Consider the following 19,699-nt stretch of genomic DNA (forward strand, 5'->3'; position numbering starts at 1 on the left):
CTATATAATTTTAACTTCAGGTTCTAATTCTACATCAAATTGTTCTTTTACTGTTGCTTTTACATCATCCATTAACTGTAAAATATCTGTTGCTGTTGCATTGTCATAGTTAATCACGAAACCACAATGTTTTTCTGAAACCATTGCGCCACCAACCTGATAGCCTCTAAGACCTGCATCTTCAATTAATTTGCCTGCAAAATAACCTTCAGGTCTTTTAAAAGTACTACCGGCACTAGGATATTCAAGAGGTTGCTTTGCTCTTCTTTTCTGCATGAACATTTGCATTATAAGTGCAATTTCTTCCTGACTTCCTAAATCTAACTTAATACACATTTGAAGAACTATCATGTTTTTCTTTTGAACAATGCTTGTTCTATAACCTAATTCTAATTCTTCTGCATTAAGTGTAACAACTTCTCCATCTTCAGTAAGGACTTTTGCCCATTTTATAACATCCTTTATTTCTCCACCGTAAGCACCGGCATTCATTACAACTGCGCCACCTACATTTCCCGGTATGCCATGAGCAAATTCAAAACCTGCCAGGTCATTTTCATAGGCTACCATTGCCACACTTGACAATTTAGCCCCGGCATCAGCAACTATTTCATCACCAATTACATCAACTGAATTAATTCTGTTATTTACTTCAATAATTGCTCCCTTATAGCCCTGGTCTTTTACAAGAATATTACTTCCATTTCCTATAACCATAAATGGATAATCATTTTCTCTACATGCCTTAACTACTGAAGATAACTCCTCAATTGAACCGGGCATTACATATAAATCTGCATTACCACCACATCTGAAAGTGCAATGCTTTCCCATTGGTTCATTTTCTCTTATATAATCTTCACCAACAATATTTTTTAAAATTTCAAACAATCTAACACACTCTCTTTCAATTTATTTTACAAGAGCTGCTGCTCCATACATTCCTGCATCATTTCCAAGTTCAGCTAAACATACTGCTGCTTCTGAACAGGCTTTAAAACTTACATTTCTATATGTATCAGTAATTGCATCAATAAGGAACTGACCGGCTTTACTTACACCACCACCGATGATAAATGCCTGTGGATTAACAGTTGCCGCAATAAAGCCCATTGCTCTTCCTAAATATGTTCCCATCTGTTTTACAACAACATTTGCTCCCTGGTCTCCTTCTTTTGCAAGGTCAAATACATCTTTAGCTGTAATATTGTCGCCAAATTCTTTCATCTTTGTGTCATCATTGTCTGCCATGTATCTCTTGGCAAGTCTTACAACACCTGTAGCTGATGCGTACTGTTCAAGACAGCCTTTCTTACCACAACCACATACATCTGTTTCTTCGTCGTTCATATGGAAGTGACCTATTTCTCCTGCACCACCATTGTAACCTGTTAAAATATTGTTTCCAATAATAACGCCACCGCCTACACCTGTTCCAAGTGTAATCATAACAACATCATCGTAATCTTTTCCGCCACCTTTCCATGCTTCTCCTAAAGCTGCAACGTTTGCATCATTGCCGGCTTTAACAGTAACTCCATGGAACATAGATGAAAGTTTCTCTTCCACATTTAACTTGCCCCAGCCAAGATTTACACACTGTAAAACAGTTCCATCTGAAAGAACAGGTCCCGGAAGACCAATTCCAATTCCTTTTACTTCATCTATCTGAATGTTTTCTTTTGCTAATTTATCATCAAGAGACTTACAAATGTCTCCTAAAATAGCTTCTCCACCGTTGTCTGTATTTGTTACGATTTCCCATTTGTCTAACATAGTGCCATCTACGTTAAAAAATCCGATTTTTACTGTTGTTCCTCCAACGTCTACTCCAAAACAATATTTTTTCATTATATATCCTCCATTTAAAATTATTAATCACCTTTTTCCATGTTTTCCTGTACTCTCTTGTACAATTCTCTTGCTGCATTGTATCCCATACGCTTCTGTCTGTGGTTTACAGCAGCCGCTTCAACTATAACAGCCAGATTTCTACCTGGTCTGATAGGTATTTTATGGCAAATAACCTTGTTTCCTAAGAACTCTGTATACTGGTCATCCAAGCCCATTCTGTCATAGTCCTTGTCTCTTCTCCATTCTTCTAACTGAATAACCATGTCAATACTTGCAGAATCCAAAATACTTTCTACACCAAACAAAGCTTTTACATCAATAATTCCAATACCTCTTAACTCAATAAAATGCTTTGTAATGGCAGGTGATGTTCCTATAAGCGTCTCTGCACTTACTCTTCTTATTTCTACAACATCATCTGTTACCAGACGGTGTCCACGCTTAATAAGTTCAAGTGCTGCTTCACTTTTTCCGATTCCGCTTTCACCCATTATTAAAACGCCTTCACCGTAAACATCAACTAAAACACCATGTCTTGTAATACAAGGTGCAAGTTCAACATTTAACCATCTTGAAAGTTCTGCGTTGAATCTTGATGTGTCAAAATGTGTTGACATAATAGGCACGCCATGTCTAAGTCCTGCTGCCACCATATCTTCATCAGGCTTGTTTCCTCTACATAAAATAAGACAAGGTATACCGCTACTCATTAATTTTTCGTAAACCCACTGTCTGTTCTGACGCTGCATGTTATCCAAAAAAGCATATTCAACATTTCCTATAATCTGAACTCTTTCCTTGTCAAAATGTTCAAAGAAGCCGGCAAGCTGTAGCGCCGGTCTGTTTACTTCCGGAATATTAATTCTGATTTCATCTGTGTTAATTTCCGGTGTATGGTTAATTAATCCATAATTATCAACAATTTTGGTTAATGGTATATATATATCCTGATTTGTTGCCATAATCTACCTCCTTATAGGTCTTTTTATTTTCGTTCTCTCTACGCAAAAATGCGCAATTACCCACTGCTATTCTATCATTTGTGAAAAAATTTGTATATATCTTTCGCCACTTTTTCATTAATGGAAGTCACTTTTAATAATTGGTCTACATCAGCCTCTCTTATTGCCTCTATTGATTTAAAATAAAGCATTAAAGCTTTTCTTCTTGATGGACCAACTCCCGGTATGTCATCTAATATTGATTTTACCTCTTTTTTGTTTCTAAGGCTTCTATGATACTCAATTGCAAACCTATGGGTTTCATCCTGAATTCTTGTTATCAGTTTAAAAGCCTCAGATCTTGTATCTATTGGTATTTCCAAATTATTGTAATATAAGCCTCTAGTTCTATGATTATCATCCTTTACCATACCACATACAGGTATGTTTATTTTAAGTTCATCTAACACACGAAGCGCCACATTTACCTGACCTTTTCCACCATCCATTAAAAGAAGGTCCGGAAATTTTGAAAAGCTTCCCAGCTCATAATCACTGTTGCCTTCCTTATCCATTTTTTCTCTTTCATCCAGACCATGTTTAAACCTTCTTGTTAAAACTTCTTCCATACTTGCATAGTCATCAGGTCCCTGTACTGTTTTAATTTTAAATTTTCTGTAATTATTTCTTTTTGGTTTTCCATCTTCATAAACAATCATGGATGCAACTGACTCGTATCCGTTGGTGTTAGATATATCGTAAGATTCCATTCTGTGAATGTTGTGAACATCTATTAACTGTTCTATTTCTTTTACAGCGCCAACAGTTTTCTTCTGTTCTCTTCTATATTTTTCTTTGTTTTGTTCCAAAAGATTTTGTGCATTCTTTGCAGCCAATTCCACAAGTTTTTCCTTGCTTCCTTTTTTAGGATTAACAATTTTAACTTTATAATTCTGATTTCTGCTTAACATTTCAGACAATAGCTCCGGTTCATCCACTTCTTCTTGAACAAGCAACTGATTAGGAATAAACGGAGTGCCAATATAATACTGCTTGATAAAACTTGTAATAATATCTTTTCCCGTATCTCCCGGGACTGTTGTTAAATAAAAATGTTCCCTGCCTATGAGCTTTCCGTTTCTTACAAAGAAAACCTGTACTACTGCATCACTTCCTTCTTCTGCGTATGCAATAATATCTCTGTTTTCAAATTTGTGGGTTGTAATTTTTTGGTTGCCGGCTACGTGATTGATGCTGTTAATTAAATCTCTGTATTCCATTGCCTGTTCGAAATCTAATTCTGCTGATGCAGCCTGCATTTTTTCTTCAAGTTCCTTGATTGTCTCTCTGTAATTGCCTTCAAGAAATTTAATTGCCTTATTAACATTTTCCTTATATTCTTCCACTGAAATGTAACCCTGACATGCCCCACCACATTGTCCCATGTGGTAGTAGAGACATGGTCTGCCGTTTACAGTTGGTATTTCTTTTGTTGCTGTATTATTTGAATTTGCTTTATAGTTTTCATCATGTTTTACTATAATTGATTTTCTACAGCTTCTAATGTGATACATTTTTTGTAGCAAATCAATAGTATCCCTTACTGCCCCGCCACTTGTAAAAGGTCCAAAATATTTGTTACCATCTTTTTTCATTCTTCTTGCCATGACAATCCTTGGATAGTTTTCCCTTGTGGTTACCATTACGTATGGATAAGTTTTATCATCCATAAGCATTGTATTATATTTAGGGCGGTATTCTTTTATAAGGTTACACTCTAAAATCAAAGCCTCTAATTCTGAGTCAGTTAGGATATATTCAAAGCGGACAATCTGTGTTACCATTGACTGAATTTTCAGACTTTTCTTTGTGCTTTGCCTAAAATAAGAGCTTACACGTCTTTTTAAATTAATCGCCTTCCCAACGTATATTACATCATCATGCTTATCATGCATTAAATATACTCCCGGTGTATCCGGCATTTTCTTCAATTCTTCCTGTATGTTAAAACCACTCATTTCTTACCCTTCCATCAAATGTTTTACTTTTATCATTGTATCATATATAGCTGTCCTAACAAAGATTAATAAGGTGGTCCCAAACATATACTATTGTTTGCAACCACCTTATTTAATTTGCCCTGGAACATCTGATTATTAAATTAACATAATTCTGCTAATTTTTCTTAATGTTCCTGTTGTGGGCTATTATCTTTTTATAATTATTTGTTATTACTTTTCTGTAGTATCTTCTTTTGCATCTTCAACAGTTTCTACAGTTTGTGTAGTCTCTTCCCTTGTAGTAGTTTCTTCTGCTGGCTGTACTGTCTCTTCCTTTGCTACAGTTTCTTCTGTAGGCTGTACTGCTTCTTCCCTTGCATTTTCAACAGTTTCTACAGTTTGTATAGTCTCTTCCCTTGCTTCAGGTTCATCACATTTATGGTAAATATCCATAAACTGTTTTCCGGTAATTGTTTCCTTTTCATAAAGGAACTTGGCTATTTTATCAAGCTTATCTCTGTTTTCCTGAAGAAGTTTCTTTGCTTCTTCGTATTTCTGTTTTAGAAGAATCTTAACTTCTTCTTCAATTTCTGTTGCAGTCTTATCGCTACAGTTTAACTGAGAATGACCACCTAAATATGGGTCACTAATCTGTTCAAGACTCATTAAGCCAAATTTTTCTGACATACCATACTGAGCAATCATTGAGCGGGCAATCTTAGTTGCCTTCTCCATATCATTTGATGCTCCTGTTGTTACTGAATCAAACACGATTTCTTCTGAAGCTCTACCTGCAAGCAATGTTACAAGTTCTGCACTTAATTCATCTTTTGACATTAAGTATTTTTCCTTTTCAGGTGCCTGTATAACATAGCCTAATGAACCCATTGTTCTTGGAACAATTGTAATCTTCTGTACAGGTTCTGCATGTTTTTGTATTGCTGCAACTAGTGCATGTCCAACTTCATGATATGACACAATCTTCTTTTCTTCTTTACTTAAGATTCTGTCTTTCTTTTCTCGACCGGCAATTACAACTTCAACAGCTTCCATTAAGTCATCCTGTGAAATTGCTTTTCTGCCACATTTAACAGCATTGATTGCTGCTTCATTTACCATATTTGCAAGATCAGATCCAACTGCACCACTTGTAATGTTTGCAATAGCATCTAAATCAACTGTCTCATCTAACTTAACATCTTTTGAATGTACCTTTAATGTTTCAAGTCTGCCCTTAAAATCAGGTGTGTCAACTATAACTCGTCTGTCGAAACGTCCTGGTCTTAAAAGTGCCGGATCTAAAACTTCCGGTCTGTTTGTTGCTGCTAAAATTAAAATACCTTTTGATGAGTCAAAACCATCCATCTCTGCAAGTAATGCATTAAGTGTCTGTTCACGCTCATCATTTCCACCACCGTATCGTGAGTCACGACTTTTACCAATCGAGTCAATTTCATCAATGAATACAATACATGGTGCATTTTCTTCCGCCTGCTTAAATAAATCTCTAACTCTTGAAGCGCCAACACCTACAAACATTTCTACAAAGTCAGAACCTGAAAGCGAGAAAAACGGTACCTTTGCTTCACCGGCTACAGCCTTTGCAAGAAGAGTTTTACCTGTTCCCGGAGGTCCTACTAACAAAGCGCCCTTTGGAAGTTTTGCACCAATTGCTGTGTACTTGCCCGGATTGTGTAAGAAATCTACCATTTCCACTACTGATTCCTTTGCTTCTTCCTGTCCTGCAACATCTTTAAATGTAACACCTGTTTCTTTCTGTATATAAATCTTTGCATTTGACTTTCCTACGCCAAATACACCGCCACCGCCTTTTCCGCCTGTGGTCTTTCTCATTATGAACATTAGCATTGCCCAGAAAAATACAAGTGGCAATACCCATTCAAGTAGCATATATAAAATACTAGTACTTGCACTTGACGCTTCTGCCTTAAATGACACGCCGGCATATTTATCCTTTAAATCTGTAATTAAATCAGGATCATCTAATTTTGTTGTCCAAAATGTTGTCTTAATAAGGGGTGTTCCATCTGTTTTTGGAACTATATAAATCTTGTTTGCATCAAATGTAACTTTCTCTACCTGGCCCTGATCCAGCAAATCAATAAACTGATTATAAGTTATTTCTTTCTTTGTTGCTGAGTCAAACATATAAGACATTAAACTTGTAAAAATCAATGCCACTATAAGAGTTACAACTACTGATATTATTTTATTTTTCTTTTGATTGTTAGGTCCACCCTGATTATTACGAGGGGGTATGTTTCTGTTGTTATCCATTTAGTCTGGTATCCTTTCCACCTTTGATATTTTTTGTCATAGATTTCCGTATAAATTACAATATGCTACAGGTGCTTTATTTTATACTTAACAATATACCATATCGTGCTTAATTTATGTTAAATTTTGTTTAATATTTCATTAATTTTTAACAAAATTTATTTTGTTATGGAATCTGAATCTTGATTGTAGTACACTATTATGGTGTGTTTTATAATACGAAATATTAATTAAAATCAATATTTTGGTTATACTACATATTTAGGAATTTATTAAAAAAACAATTTTTAAAAAATTTATAAATAATACAGTGGAGGAAAAATCACATGGCAGTGAAGTACGTTTTTGTAACTGGTGGTGTAGTTTCAGGTCTTGGTAAAGGAATTACAGCCGCTTCTCTTGGAAGACTTCTTAAAGCTCGTGGTTACAAAGTAACTATGCAGAAGTTTGATCCATATATTAACATTGACCCGGGTACAATGAATCCTGTCCAGCATGGTGAAGTTTTCGTAACAGATGACGGTGCTGAAACAGACCTTGACTTAGGACACTATGAAAGATTCATTGATGAAAGCTTAACAAAAAACTCAAATGTAACTACCGGTAAGGTTTATTGGTCTGTTCTTGAAAAAGAAAGACGTGGTGATTTTGGTGGTGGAACAGTTCAGGTTATTCCTCACATTACAAACGAAATTAAAAGTCGCTTCTACAGAAGTTTAAGCGAAGAAACAGAAATTGCAATTATTGAAGTTGGTGGCACAGTTGGAGATATTGAATCTCAGCCTTACATTGAAGCCATTCGACAGTTCCAGCATGATGTTGGTCGCGAGAACTGTATTTTAATTCATGTTGCCCTTATGGTTTACTTACCTGCATCTGAAGAAATGAAAACAAAACCAATTCAGATGAGTGTTAAGGAGCTTCAAAGACTTGGCATACAGCCAGATGTGGTTGTTTGCCGTACAGAACATGAAATTGATGACAACTTAAAAGACAAAATCAGCTTATTCTGTAATGTGCCTGCAAGTAACGTTGTACAGAACCTTACAGTCGACATGCTTTATGAAGCACCTCTTGCAATGGAAAAAGAGCATCTTGCAGAAATCGTTTGCAACAGCTTAAAGCTTGATTGTCCTGAACCTGATTTAGATGACTGGAAAGCAATGGTTAAGGCTGCTAAGAATCCTACAAAGGAAGTTACAGTTGCCTTAGTTGGAAAATATATTGCTTTACACGATGCTTATATCAGTGTTGTTGAATCATTAAAGCATGCAGGCTATCCAAACAGTGCTACAGTAAATATTAAATGGGTTGATTCTGAAACAGTAACAAACAAAAACGCTGCTGAAGTATTTTCAGATGTTTCAGGAATTTTAGTTCCCGGTGGTTTTGGAAGTCGTGGAATCGACGGTAAGATTGCAGCTATTAAATACGCAAGAGAAAACAATATACCATTCTTAGGACTTTGCCTTGGAATGCAGTTATCAATTGTTGAATTTGCAAGAGATGTTGTTGGATACAGAGATGCACACAGTATTGAACTTGATCCTTCAACTACTCATCCTGTTATCAGCCTTATGTCTGATCAGGAAGGTGTAACAGATATTGGTGGTACATTAAGACTTGGTTCTTATCCATGTAAACTTGACAAGAACAGCAAAGCTTATGAATTATATGGAGAAGAATTAATTCATGAACGTCACCGTCACAGATTTGAAGTAAACAATGACTTTAGAAAAGTTTTAACAGATAATGGTATGATGCTTTCAGGTATTTCTCCTGACGGCAGAATTATTGAAATGGTTGAAATACCATCTCATCCATTCTTTATTGCAACTCAGGCACATCCTGAACTTAAGAGCCGTCCTAACAGACCTCATCCATTGTTCTTGGGATTTGTTGAAGCTGCATTAAATAACAAATAATAAAAAAAATACAAAAGTAGCGATAATGTAATGGGAACATTTCCAAATTATCATTATCGCTACTTTTTTTGTGTATTATTAACATTATTTCCATAATTATTCATCTGTGTTAATAATTATGATTAATTACAACATCTACTGTTAATTATCCCCGTTGTCCGCCGGCTATTGTTAGGGAATTTTTATGCTCAACTTTCTATAATCCCTTACCTGACATCTGTGATGAAAGCATTGTTATAATAGAAGTTAAGTCAGTTACGTTTTCTGTTGGAACTAAATCCTTAACTGAAGGCTTTCCTTCTGTTATGTTTAATGTTAATGAAATATTCATTGATGCATCATCATTCTTGATTTCTCCTGTTTCAATAGAGATAGTTCCTTTTCTGCTACCCTTGTCACCTGTTACTTTTGCCTTTGATACAATATTAGCATTTGAATCTTTAATTGCACTTACAATTTTATCTTTGTTGTCTTTAACTTTCTTAATTGCATTGTCAACATCCTTTGTGTCTTTTTTCATGTCAGCATACTGTTTTCCAATAGTTGAATCTGCACCAAATGCTTCAATGTAAACGTCCATTAATTCATTATAAATATCCTTTAATGAATTGTCACAGAAGCTTACTAAAGCTGTAACTGCTGCATCAGCGTTTTCACCATTTACTGTAAGCGTATAGTCATTTCCGTCTTTTCCCTGTAATGATGAGAAATCTTTTTCTAATGAATCATATACCTTTGTATTAATCTTTGTAGATGATGTCACTGCCTTAGCGAAAGCTTCCTTGTCTATTTCTAATAAATCCGCAACCTGATTTAAATTAAGTGAAACATATCCTGTGGCACCAATCTGCTTTAAGGAGCTTTCAAACTGTTTTCCTGACTCACTGTCAATTTTACTTATGAATTTAGATATTGAACCCATATTCATATATAATTTTGAACCATCAATTACAACTGTTGTCAATTCTTCATAAGTATCTGTTAAATATTGAAGTGAGATTTTAGCGGCAAGCTTTGATGTTGATTCTGTTGTTGTCTCAACTTTTAACTTGCCCTGTATCTTGCCATCCTTCTTGAACTTGGCAGGTATAGTTTTATCTTTCTTGATTGAATCTGCACTTACATCAAATGAAAGTTCTACTTCCCCTGTTCCTGTCTTAATTTCCTGCATCTTCTTTACTTCTTTAAAGTAAGAGCCATTATCTTTTGTCTTTGCGTTTTTGTTGCTTCCGCAACCTGTGAATAGTGCCATTATCATAACAAGTGATAAGGCAATTGATAAGATTTTCTTCATATTCATATCCTTCTCCTTTTTAATATTTACAAGTAGGTAATATGAAATATAGATTATTAAATCGGTATTTCATTAAGATAAAATAGTTTTTGTTTTTCATATTTGCCTCTTTGTCTAAGTTTAAGTATAGCATAAAAGTTACATAAAGTGTGAAACTTTCACAATTTTTCTGTTTTTTCGCACTTCATGTAACTTTATTATATGCATTACTATTTATTATTTTTATAACTTTAAGTTCTTCTATCTTAATTTCAAAACTAACTATTATTTATAGTTATTCTTCTTCTCCCCAAAAATCTACAGGTTCATAATCCCTTAATGCAACCAAATATCCATGTTCCTGCAATTGCTGTTGAATTATGTCTAAAGTTTCCTCTGAATCTGCCACTACTGTGTGATAATGATATTCAGATGTTATCTGCTCTAGGGGAACCGAAACGCCCCCTTTAATGGACTCAACGTATTTTTTTGCATCCATTCTTGACTTGATGTTCATTGGCACACGCACAACATTATATAGTTTATGATAAACAAACACATCTTCAACTTTTCCACCACAATCCACAATAAGATTTAATTCATCAAGCATTTTTTCTTCACTGTGCTTTACCTTAAACACTCGTGAAATATGATCTTTATCTTTTAAAACATAGCCTTTGTGCGTAGAAACAATATCATGATTTGATGCACGAAGTAAAGCAATATCCTGTACAACAACCTGTCTGCTAACCTGAAATTTTTCAGCTAACTTTGTTCCTGAAACCGGCTTATCGCTTTCCTGCAAAATCTTAAGCAAATTTTCCCTTCTTTTTTCTCCGCTCATTTGTTCCTCCTAATGAGTTCAATACTATATTACTTAATTAATGCCACTTTACTATATTTTCTATTACAAATTAGATTCTGTGCAAATTCTTAAGAGATATATCAAGAATTGGAGATGAGTGTGTTAATGCTCCACTTGAAATATAATCAACACCTAAATCAATTAATTTAGCAATGTTTTCTCTTGTAACATTTCCTGAGATTTCAATTTCAGCTCTTCCATCAATAATGTCAACAGCTTCTTTCATTACATCATGTTCCATATTATCTAACATGATAATATCAGCCCCTGCTTCAACAGCTTCCTTTACCATATCAAGATTTTCTACTTCCACTTCAATCTTTCTAACAAATGGAGCATAATCTTTAGCCATTTTTATTGCTTCCTTAACACCACCTGCTGCTCCAATATGGTTGTCCTTTAATAAAACTCCGTCTGTTAAATTGTATCTATGGTTGTTTCCACCACCAACTCTAACTGAATATTTTTCAAAGATTCTGTTGTTTGGAGTTGTCTTTCTTGTGTCTAAAAGTTTAACCTTACTTCCTTCAAGTAATTTTGCAATTGAGTTAGTATAACTTGCAATACCACTCATTCTCTGTAAAAAGTTAAGACCTGTACGTTCTCCAACTAAAAGAACTCTAATGTCACCTGTAACAGTTCCCATTAGCTGGCCTGCCTTAACCTGGTCACCATCTTTTACAAAAAGTTCTATCTTTGTATTTTCATCTAAAAGCTGGAATGCTCTTGAGAAAACCTGTAATCCACAGATTACACCATCTTCCTTACAAATTAAATCTACCTGTCCCATACATGACTCAGGCATTACTGCATTTGTTGTTACATCCTCGCTTGTAACATCTTCCTTTAAAGCACTTTCAATAAGCGGGTCTACTGTTAATTTTAATGTTATTGGATCAAACATATTTTCCTCCTCTTGTCTGGTTCTTTTCTTGTTTATTCTTTTTCTAATTAAGCATCTGTTTGTATTTGCATATATTTTTTATCTGCTATTTTTCATAGCTTTGCATCTACTTTTGCTCTATTTTTAATTAAGCATCTGCTTTCTCTCTTTGTTTTTTGCTCTCTTCAATTAAGTCAAGTATCATCTGTTTATTTTCTTTATTCCATGCATGAAGATCTTTGTATTTATCAAAATCTACAGTCTCTTCGTTTCTGTCGAATTCTCTATCATTAAACTGTTCAGACATTTCCACCGCTGCACGTTTTGCAAAAACCATACTTTCAAGTAATGAGTTACTTGCTAATCTATTTCTTCCGTGAACGCCGTTACATGCTGTTTCACCAACTGCATAAAGTCTGTCCATTGAAGTTTTACTTTGAAGGTTTACTTTTATGCCACCCATAAAATAGTGCTGTGCAGGCACAACAGGTATCATTTCTTTTGGCACATTGTAACCATGTTCCTTACAGTGTTTTACAATGTTAGGAAAATGATTTGTTAACTGCTCCTCATCAATTGATTTCATTGAAAGCCAAACATGATTAGTGCCATCCTTCTTCATCTGCTCTTTAATTTTTCCTGTTAAAATATCTCTAGGTAGAAGTTCATTTGTAAAGCGTTCCTTATCCTTGTCAAACAACTGGGCGCCTTCGCCTCTTACAGATTCTGAAATTAAGAAACTTCTCTCTTCTTCTTTTTCTGAATAAAATGTTGTTGGATGAATCTGAACATAATCAATATCTTTTAACTCTATATTATGTCTTATTGACACTGCCACTGCATCACCTGTTAAATGTCTGTAGTTAGTTGAATATCTATAAATTCCACCAATACCACCACTGGCAAGTACAGTATAATCTGCGTAAATAGTATCTAAAGTTCCGTCATCTTTCTTTACTACTATACCAAGGCATTCATTTTGTTCTTTGCCATTTTCAGTTTTTGGAATAATGTCAACCATGGTCCAATGTTCCTTGATTGTAATGTTATCTCTCTTCTTACATTGTTCGTAAATATGGCTTGTTATTTCCTTGCCTGTAATATCTTCGTGATAAAGAATACGATTTCTTGCATGAGCACCTTCTCTTGTGTAAGCCAGATTTCCATCCTCATCTCTTGCAAAATCAACACCGTAACTTAATAAATCTTTTACAAGATCCGGTGATGAGTTAATCATAGTTTCAACTGCTGCTGTATCGTTTTCAAAATGACCGGCTTTCATTGTATCGTAGAAATAGCTGTCAAAATCTTCTTTGTCCTTCAACATGCACATACCACCCTGTGCTAAAAATGAATCGCTATGTTCTACAATGTCCTTTGTAATAATTAAAATATCTTTGTTTTTTGGCAGGTTTAATGCACAATACATTCCTGCACATCCGCTTCCTACAATTATAATATCTGTTCTCATTTTAATTTCACTTCCAGTGTAAAAACACTGCCTTTTCTTATTTTTGTGTATATTTGCTTTTTTACAAACATTGTTTGAGATTATAGCACATGTTTTTACATCTGACAAGACAGTTGTAAATACAATATTTTCACCAAGTTTAACAGATTATTTTTGTCATACACCATAGGTTCTTTGTTTGGATACCAGAAAATCATTCTGTATATGTAAACAGCAATGACTACAGCTATTGTTGTAAAAATCATTATATCTATAAGCTTCAAAAGCCTTTTTCTTTTTTGGAATGCCATTTCTACATAACGATAAAAAAACACCATTACTATAATTACCAAAATAAAAATCCATATAGGATTAACCATTGCCGCCTCTGTTATTTTTCCTTTTAATAAAAGACCTACTGCTCTTGTGGTTCCACAGGTTGGACATGGAATTCCAATGAGCATTCTTAAGGGACAAATTTTTCCAAACTTACTATTAATTATTATTATAAACAAAGAAATAGCGACTATAGGAATCGCTATTTCGTTCATGTCTTTTTTTAATTTTTTTATATCAAATTTCATTTTCTATTTTAATTTTTCAAGAATCTTTACAATAAGTTCCCATGTTCTTTCAGTTGATGAGATGCTTAACATTTCATCTGTTGTATGAACATTTTTCATTGTTGGGCCAAATGAGATTGCATCTAGATCTTCAATCTTGTCTGCAAACATACCACATTCAAGACCTGCGTGAATAGCTTCGATAACAGGTTCTTCATTGTATAATTCCCTGTAGGCTTCCACTGCAGTATCTCTTAATTTTGAGTCTTCTCTGTATGCCCAACCAGGATATTCTCCTGAAACAACAATCTGACCACCAAATATTTCTGTAAGTGAACGCATCTTTTCAATTAGGAAATTCTTCTCACTTTCAATTGAACTTCTTACTGAATATGATAATGAAACGTTGTCTTTTTTGGTTCTTAAAATTCCCAAGTTAAGAGAAGTCTGTACCATGTTTGGCATTTCAGGATTCATTCTCTGAATTCCATTTGGCATATTAACTAAAGAAATAATTGTTGCCAATGTGGCTGCACCTGATAATGCTTCTGAAATTCCTTCATCCATAACATTGATTTGAAGCTTCATGTCAGGATCTGTAAACTTGTATTCTTCCTTAACATCTTCAAAAGTTTTTTCGATAATTTCTTTTGTTTTATCTACAACTTCAGGTAATACTGCAATTGCAGCTTCGCTTTCCTTTGCAATAATGTTATCTTTTTCACCACCGTTAACTGCCATTATACGCATACCAACATTTTGAAATACATTTAATAAAATACGACCTAAAATACAGTTTGCATTAGCTCCCCATTTAATAATTTCCATACCGGAATGACCACCGGCAAAATCTGATAATCTAAGTTCAATAATTTTTGCATTAATAGGTTCTGTGTTATAAGGTAGTAAACATTCTACTGTAGCACCACCTGCACAACTAATTGTAAAAATTCCTTCGTCCTCAGAATCAAGATTGATTAACTCTTTGCCTTTTAAATCTGATGTATCAATGAAGTCTGCACCTAAAAGACCAATTTCTTCATCAACTGTAAATACAGCTTCAATTGGTGGATGTGCAATGTCGTTGCTATCTAAAACTGCCAAAGCATAGGCTACAGCAATACCGTCATCACCACCAAGTGATGTACCTTTTGCACTTAAATAGTCCCCATTAACTTCCAAGTCAAGTCCATCTTTTGTCATGTCCTTGTCACAGTCATTTGTTTTTACAGCAACCATATCCATGTGTCCCTGTAAAATAACAGGCTTTGAATTCTCGTAGCCCTTTGTGCCACCTTTCCAAATGATTACGTTTTTCTTTTCATCCTGACGGCACTTTAATCCTCTATCATTTGCAAACTTTACTAAATAATCACTTATCTGTTCCACATTTCCTGAACCATGAGGAATAGATGCTATCTCTTCAAAAAATTTTAATACATTTTCAGGTTTCTTTCCTTCTAAAACTGACATATCCTTACACCTCGCATTATATATTTTAATTATTATTTATTTTCAATCATTAATTTATAATAATGATATTTAAAACTCTGTTATTCTTATACTTTTAGTTTGCTCAATACTTAATTCAATTACTTTGATTTTTTATAGCTTCCGTTTTCTTCTTCCACCTGACCGGTTTTAACCATATACTGAATAAGCTGTTTTGCAAAATCATTTTTGTCTTTTACAATTGCCTTGTTTTTTGAAAAAGGAAGCTTCGCCTCTATGCCATCACAAAGCTCTGCAACCTGTGGCAATGTAATATACTCATTTTTCTTTAAATATTTTTTTACTTTACTATTGCCCTTACTAAAAAGCATGTTCATCAAATCAGATGACTGGTTCTTCTGTTTAACCAGTCCCCAGCCATAAATAATCATTGTAGCTATGGCAAATAAAATTATCCCAATAACGACTGTACTAATTTCCATTATTTTTCCTCATCTATAAATCTTATATATTTATTATGTTCTAATATGCCGAAAAATTTTGCCAATCTTTCATATAATTGCGTTGAAGCTTTTTTGTGTTGTTTCTTTAAAACGGCTCCAATTTCATACAATGTTTTCCTGCCGTCTATCTGCTGCCACACACAACTGCCATACTCATCTAATTCAATAAAACTATATCTTGGTTTCTTAAATACTTTCTGTGCAATTACATTGAAGAACCCAGTATTTTCAACTGTAACTTCAACTAAACCTTTTTCATTTACTTCCCATTTTTTCTGTATCACCGGCACTTTATCCAAATAATTTTCCTGTGATTTTTTATTTTCTTTTTTCATTTAATACCGCCTTCTTTAAATCTAACCATTAGTATACCACATCTGTTTATACAAGCACAGTATAAATCTTTCTATAGAAGAAAGTGGAAGCACCAAAAATCAGCACTTCCACCCCTCTAAAAAACATTCTAAAATTATAAAATGTTTAAATTATTATTCATATCAAAAATTTATTTGTCTGATGTTTTCTTTCTTCTGCAGAATAAGAAAATTGAACCTACTAATAAGGCGAATACTACAAGACCAACCCAATTACCAACTGTGTTGAAGTTGTCTCCGTAAATTCCTGATAAATTAATTTTGCCATCTAATTTTGCTACTGCAAATATTGCAAGTAAAATTCCTACGATTCCTTCACCTGCGATCATACCTGCAGAGTAAAGTACACCCTTGTCAACAGATTCTTTCTGTTCTTTTTCTGATGAATATTTTCTCTTTTCAATAATCCATCTTACGGCACCACCAAGCATAATTGGTGTGCTTAAGTGAATTGGTAAATATAAACCAATTGCAAATGCTAATACAGGGATTCCAAGGATTTCCACGACGATTGCAATAAATGCACCAACAATAATAAGAACCCAAGGAAGAGTTCCACCCATAACACCTTCTACTACCATTTTCATCAAAGATGCCTGAGGAGCTGGAAGTTGTGCTGAACCGAATCCACCCCATGCCTTGCTTAAAATGTATAATACGCCACCGATTGTTAAAGCTGCAACAACTGCACCAAGTAATTCACCAATCTGCTGTTTTACAGGTGTTGCACCAACAATGTAGCCTGTTTTTAAATCCTGTGATGTATCACCAGCCATAGCTGCGATAATACAAATAACTGTACCAATTGAAATAGCTGCTAGCATTCCTGCTGAACCAGTTGAACCTGTAGCCTTTAATACGAAAGATGTAAGTATTAAAGTTGCAATTGCCATACCTGATACAGGGTTGTTACTACTTCCTACAATACCAACCATTCTTGATGAAACTGTAGCAAAGAAGAAACCAAATACAACTATTAATAATGCGCCAAGTAAGCTAACAGGGATTTCAGGGATTAACCAAATTCCAACAGCGATTACTAATGAACCAATTAAAACTACAGACATTGGTAAATCCTGCTGTGTTCTATCTCCACCTGATACATTTTTTCCAAAACCTTTAATAGCTGACTTAAATGTTCTAAACATAGTTGGTAAAGTTTTAATTAAACTAATGATACCACCTGCTGCTACTGCACCGGCACCAATATATCTAATATATTTGCTCCAAATTGTTCCCGGATCTAACTGGTTAAATGGGAGTAAATTTCCTGCATCATCTGCAACAGATGATAAGCTGTCTCCTCCAAAGAACGCAATTGCAGGCATAAGCACTAAGTAAGATAAAATACCACCTGCAAAAAGGTAACTTGAAACCTTAGGTCCGCAAATATAACCTACACCTGATAATGCCGGTAGCACATCCATACCAACAGCACATGTGTAGCTTCCCTTAAATGAGAAGTCAACTTCACTTGGGAATAAACAAAGACCGTCTGCGATAAATTTATATACAGCTGAAATTCCTAATCCTGAGAAAACAAGTTTTGACTTACTTCCTCCTTCTTCTCCTGCAAGAAGTACCTCAGCACAAGCTGTTCCTTCAGGATATGGTAATGTACCATGTTCTTCAACAATTAATGCTGTACGAAGTGGTACCATGAAAAGTACACCAAGTATACCACCACATAATGCGATTAATGCAATTGTAATAAACGATGGTGATGTTGCCTTTCCTTCTTTTGCCCACATAAAAATTGCAGGTAATGTAAATACTGCTCCTGCTGCTAATGACTCACCAGCTGAACCAATAGTCTGTACCATGTTATTTTCAAGAATAGAATCCTTCTTCATAATAACACGAATAACACCCATTGAAATAACAGCTGCCGGTATAGAAGCAGAAACTGTCATACCAACTCTTACACCAAGGTAAGCATTGGCTGCACCAAATATAACTGCTAAAATAAGACCGATAATTACAGATGCAACTGTAAATTCAGGCATAACCTTATCAGCAGGAATAAATGGCTTAAACTCTTTCTTGTTATCCATTTTTTCTCTCCTGTTCTTTTTTATTTTGTGTTAGCATACTTTGTTACCGAAAAAATACAGATGGCGCGTATTTTTCCCGTAATGGATTTCATACTATTTTACTTAACTTGATTAGTATACCTAAAAACTTAAAAAAAATAAATGGCAATTTAATAAATTAAAGTAATAAATTAATTTTTTTTACAATTTATGGAAATAAGAATGTCGCCTGCGACATTCTACGCACCCAATGCGAGCCCGTATGCAACTACTTTCTTTTCCCACGAGTTTGCATCCCTTTCAAGATTATTATTTAATCTCAAAAGGGATGTTTATGTTTCTTTTATAAACTTTTATTCTCCTGCTGTTTCTCCACCATCTTCATTGTTGTCCTGTGGTGCATCTGTTTCAGGTGCTGCTGTCTCAGGTTCCGGTGCTTTTGTTTCCACTACTTTCTTTGTTGTTGGAGCCTGTGTCTTTGGTGGCTTTGTTTTTGGTGGATTAGTTTCAGGTGCGTCTGTTTCAGGTGCATCTGTTTCAGGTGCTGCTGTCTGTGGTGCATAAGTTTCAGATGCTCTTGTGTATTCTTCTGTGCGATTATTATCGTCGTCATTATTTACTTTTTCTTTTGTAATTTTCTCAACAGTTGTTGTTTCCTCTGCTGTTGTTTCTTCCGTCTTTGTTTTACCAAATGTACTTGATAAAAATATTGCTGCCACTACAACCACAATAATAATTCCTGCTGAAACCGCTATTGCAATAATGTTCATTTTTTTATTTTGATTAATTATCTGACTGTCCGGTATTTCCGTATCATATTCATCCGAATCATCATCATAAAATTCTTCATCTTCGTCAATTTGATTCTCATCTTCAAAAACAAAATTTTCATCTTCCATTTCTTCTGGAAAGTCAAAAGAATCCTCTTCTTCATATTGGATTTCGTCAGGCAAGTCTTCAAACTCATCATCCACTGTATCTATTCCGTCGAAGTCATCTGATACTGTTGGTATTTCTTCAACATTGTCATCATCAATATCCAGATTTCCAAAGATTTTAGTTTCACCGAAATCTTCTTTTGGGGCATCAAAAATCTTAGTTTCTCCAAAATCTTCTGACGCATTTCCTGTACCATTGTCAGTCTGATTATTCACAGTATCTTCCATTATTTCTCCACAATATGGGCATTGTTTTTCAGTTGGCTGTACATATTTACCACACTTTTTGCAAAACATATTAATGTCCTCCTTGTTTTTTCTTTTTGTTTTATGTGTTATATAAATTC

The 19,699-nt window shown here is 34.6% G+C and carries 16 protein-coding genes; 1 reads left to right on the top strand and 15 read right to left on the bottom strand.

Translation table 11 applies throughout. The features are described 5' to 3' along the window. The 5 genes from murB to ftsH form a co-directional block, all read right to left on the bottom strand. Nucleotides 1-891 (bottom strand): UDP-N-acetylmuramate dehydrogenase, encoded by an 891-nt coding sequence (murB, locus tag ACZM4J_RS02755; RefSeq protein WP_022164680.1) that lies wholly within the window; start codon nt 889-891, stop codon nt 1-3. A gap of 21 nt (nt 892-912) precedes the next feature. Further along, nucleotides 913-1,851, bottom strand: coding sequence for an ROK family glucokinase (locus ACZM4J_RS02760; protein WP_022164679.1), 939 nt, complete (start codon nt 1,849-1,851; stop codon nt 913-915). A gap of 23 nt (nt 1,852-1,874) precedes the next feature. Continuing rightward, nucleotides 1,875-2,816 (bottom strand): HPr(Ser) kinase/phosphatase, encoded by a 942-nt coding sequence (gene hprK, locus ACZM4J_RS02765; protein WP_022164678.1) that lies wholly within the window; start codon nt 2,814-2,816, stop codon nt 1,875-1,877. Between the two features lie 74 nt (nt 2,817-2,890). Further along, nucleotides 2,891-4,813 carry an excinuclease ABC subunit UvrC gene (gene uvrC, locus ACZM4J_RS02770; RefSeq protein WP_022164677.1) on the bottom strand — a complete coding sequence of 641 codons (1,923 nt, stop codon included), beginning with the start codon at nt 4,811-4,813 and terminating at the stop codon, nt 2,891-2,893. A 213-nt stretch (nt 4,814-5,026) separates the two neighbouring features. Then, nucleotides 5,027-7,093: an ATP-dependent zinc metalloprotease FtsH gene (gene ftsH / locus ACZM4J_RS02775; RefSeq protein WP_022164676.1), complete on the bottom strand. Its 2,067-nt coding sequence runs from the start codon at nt 7,091-7,093 to the stop codon at nt 5,027-5,029. A gap of 326 nt (nt 7,094-7,419) precedes the next feature. Between ftsH and pyrG the strand changes: the two genes are divergently transcribed. Further along, nucleotides 7,420-9,018, top strand: a complete 1,599-nt coding sequence (gene pyrG / locus ACZM4J_RS02780; protein WP_022164675.1) for a CTP synthase — start codon at nt 7,420-7,422, stop codon at nt 9,016-9,018. A gap of 196 nt (nt 9,019-9,214) precedes the next feature. On the opposite strand, the gene ACZM4J_RS02785 is transcribed toward pyrG, so the two are convergent. The 10 genes from ACZM4J_RS02785 to ACZM4J_RS02830 form a co-directional block, all read right to left on the bottom strand. Further along, nucleotides 9,215-10,318 (bottom strand): hypothetical protein, encoded by a 1,104-nt coding sequence (locus tag ACZM4J_RS02785; protein WP_022164674.1) that lies wholly within the window; start codon nt 10,316-10,318, stop codon nt 9,215-9,217. 268 nt (nt 10,319-10,586) lie between these two features. Beyond that, complete coding sequence (locus tag ACZM4J_RS02790) at nt 10,587-11,135, bottom strand: transcription repressor NadR (RefSeq protein ID WP_022164673.1); 549 nt, start codon at nt 11,133-11,135, stop codon at nt 10,587-10,589. A gap of 70 nt (nt 11,136-11,205) precedes the next feature. Beyond that, complete coding sequence (gene nadC / locus ACZM4J_RS02795; RefSeq protein WP_022164672.1) at nt 11,206-12,060, bottom strand: carboxylating nicotinate-nucleotide diphosphorylase; 855 nt, start codon at nt 12,058-12,060, stop codon at nt 11,206-11,208. A 127-nt stretch (nt 12,061-12,187) separates the two neighbouring features. Then, nucleotides 12,188-13,510, bottom strand: a complete 1,323-nt coding sequence (locus tag ACZM4J_RS02800; RefSeq protein WP_022164671.1) for an L-aspartate oxidase — start codon at nt 13,508-13,510, stop codon at nt 12,188-12,190. Nucleotides 13,511-13,605: 95 nt separating this feature from the next. Next, a complete protein-coding gene (locus ACZM4J_RS02805) occupies nt 13,606-14,073 on the bottom strand; it encodes a DUF2752 domain-containing protein (protein ID WP_428245236.1) in 468 nt (155 codons plus the stop codon). A 3-nt stretch (nt 14,074-14,076) separates the two neighbouring features. Continuing rightward, nucleotides 14,077-15,525: an aminoacyl-histidine dipeptidase gene (locus ACZM4J_RS02810; protein WP_022164670.1), complete on the bottom strand. Its 1,449-nt coding sequence runs from the start codon at nt 15,523-15,525 to the stop codon at nt 14,077-14,079. A gap of 119 nt (nt 15,526-15,644) precedes the next feature. Continuing rightward, entirely contained in the window at nt 15,645-15,986 is a 342-nt protein-coding gene (locus ACZM4J_RS02815) for a hypothetical protein (RefSeq protein ID WP_022164669.1), read from the bottom strand. Continuing rightward, a complete protein-coding gene (locus tag ACZM4J_RS02820; RefSeq protein ID WP_022164668.1) occupies nt 15,986-16,342 on the bottom strand; it encodes a PqqD family protein in 357 nt (118 codons plus the stop codon). The genes ACZM4J_RS02815 and ACZM4J_RS02820 overlap by 1 nt, the downstream gene beginning before the upstream one ends. A gap of 170 nt (nt 16,343-16,512) precedes the next feature. Beyond that, complete coding sequence (locus ACZM4J_RS02825) at nt 16,513-18,435, bottom strand: OPT family oligopeptide transporter (RefSeq protein ID WP_022164667.1); 1,923 nt, start codon at nt 18,433-18,435, stop codon at nt 16,513-16,515. Between the two features lie 332 nt (nt 18,436-18,767). Further along, nucleotides 18,768-19,649, bottom strand: coding sequence for a zinc ribbon domain-containing protein (locus ACZM4J_RS02830; protein WP_022164666.1), 882 nt, complete (start codon nt 19,647-19,649; stop codon nt 18,768-18,770). Nucleotides 19,650-19,699: the final 50 nt, after the last annotated feature.

The sequence above is a fragment of the Eubacterium sp. genome (genome assembly GCF_057858645.1).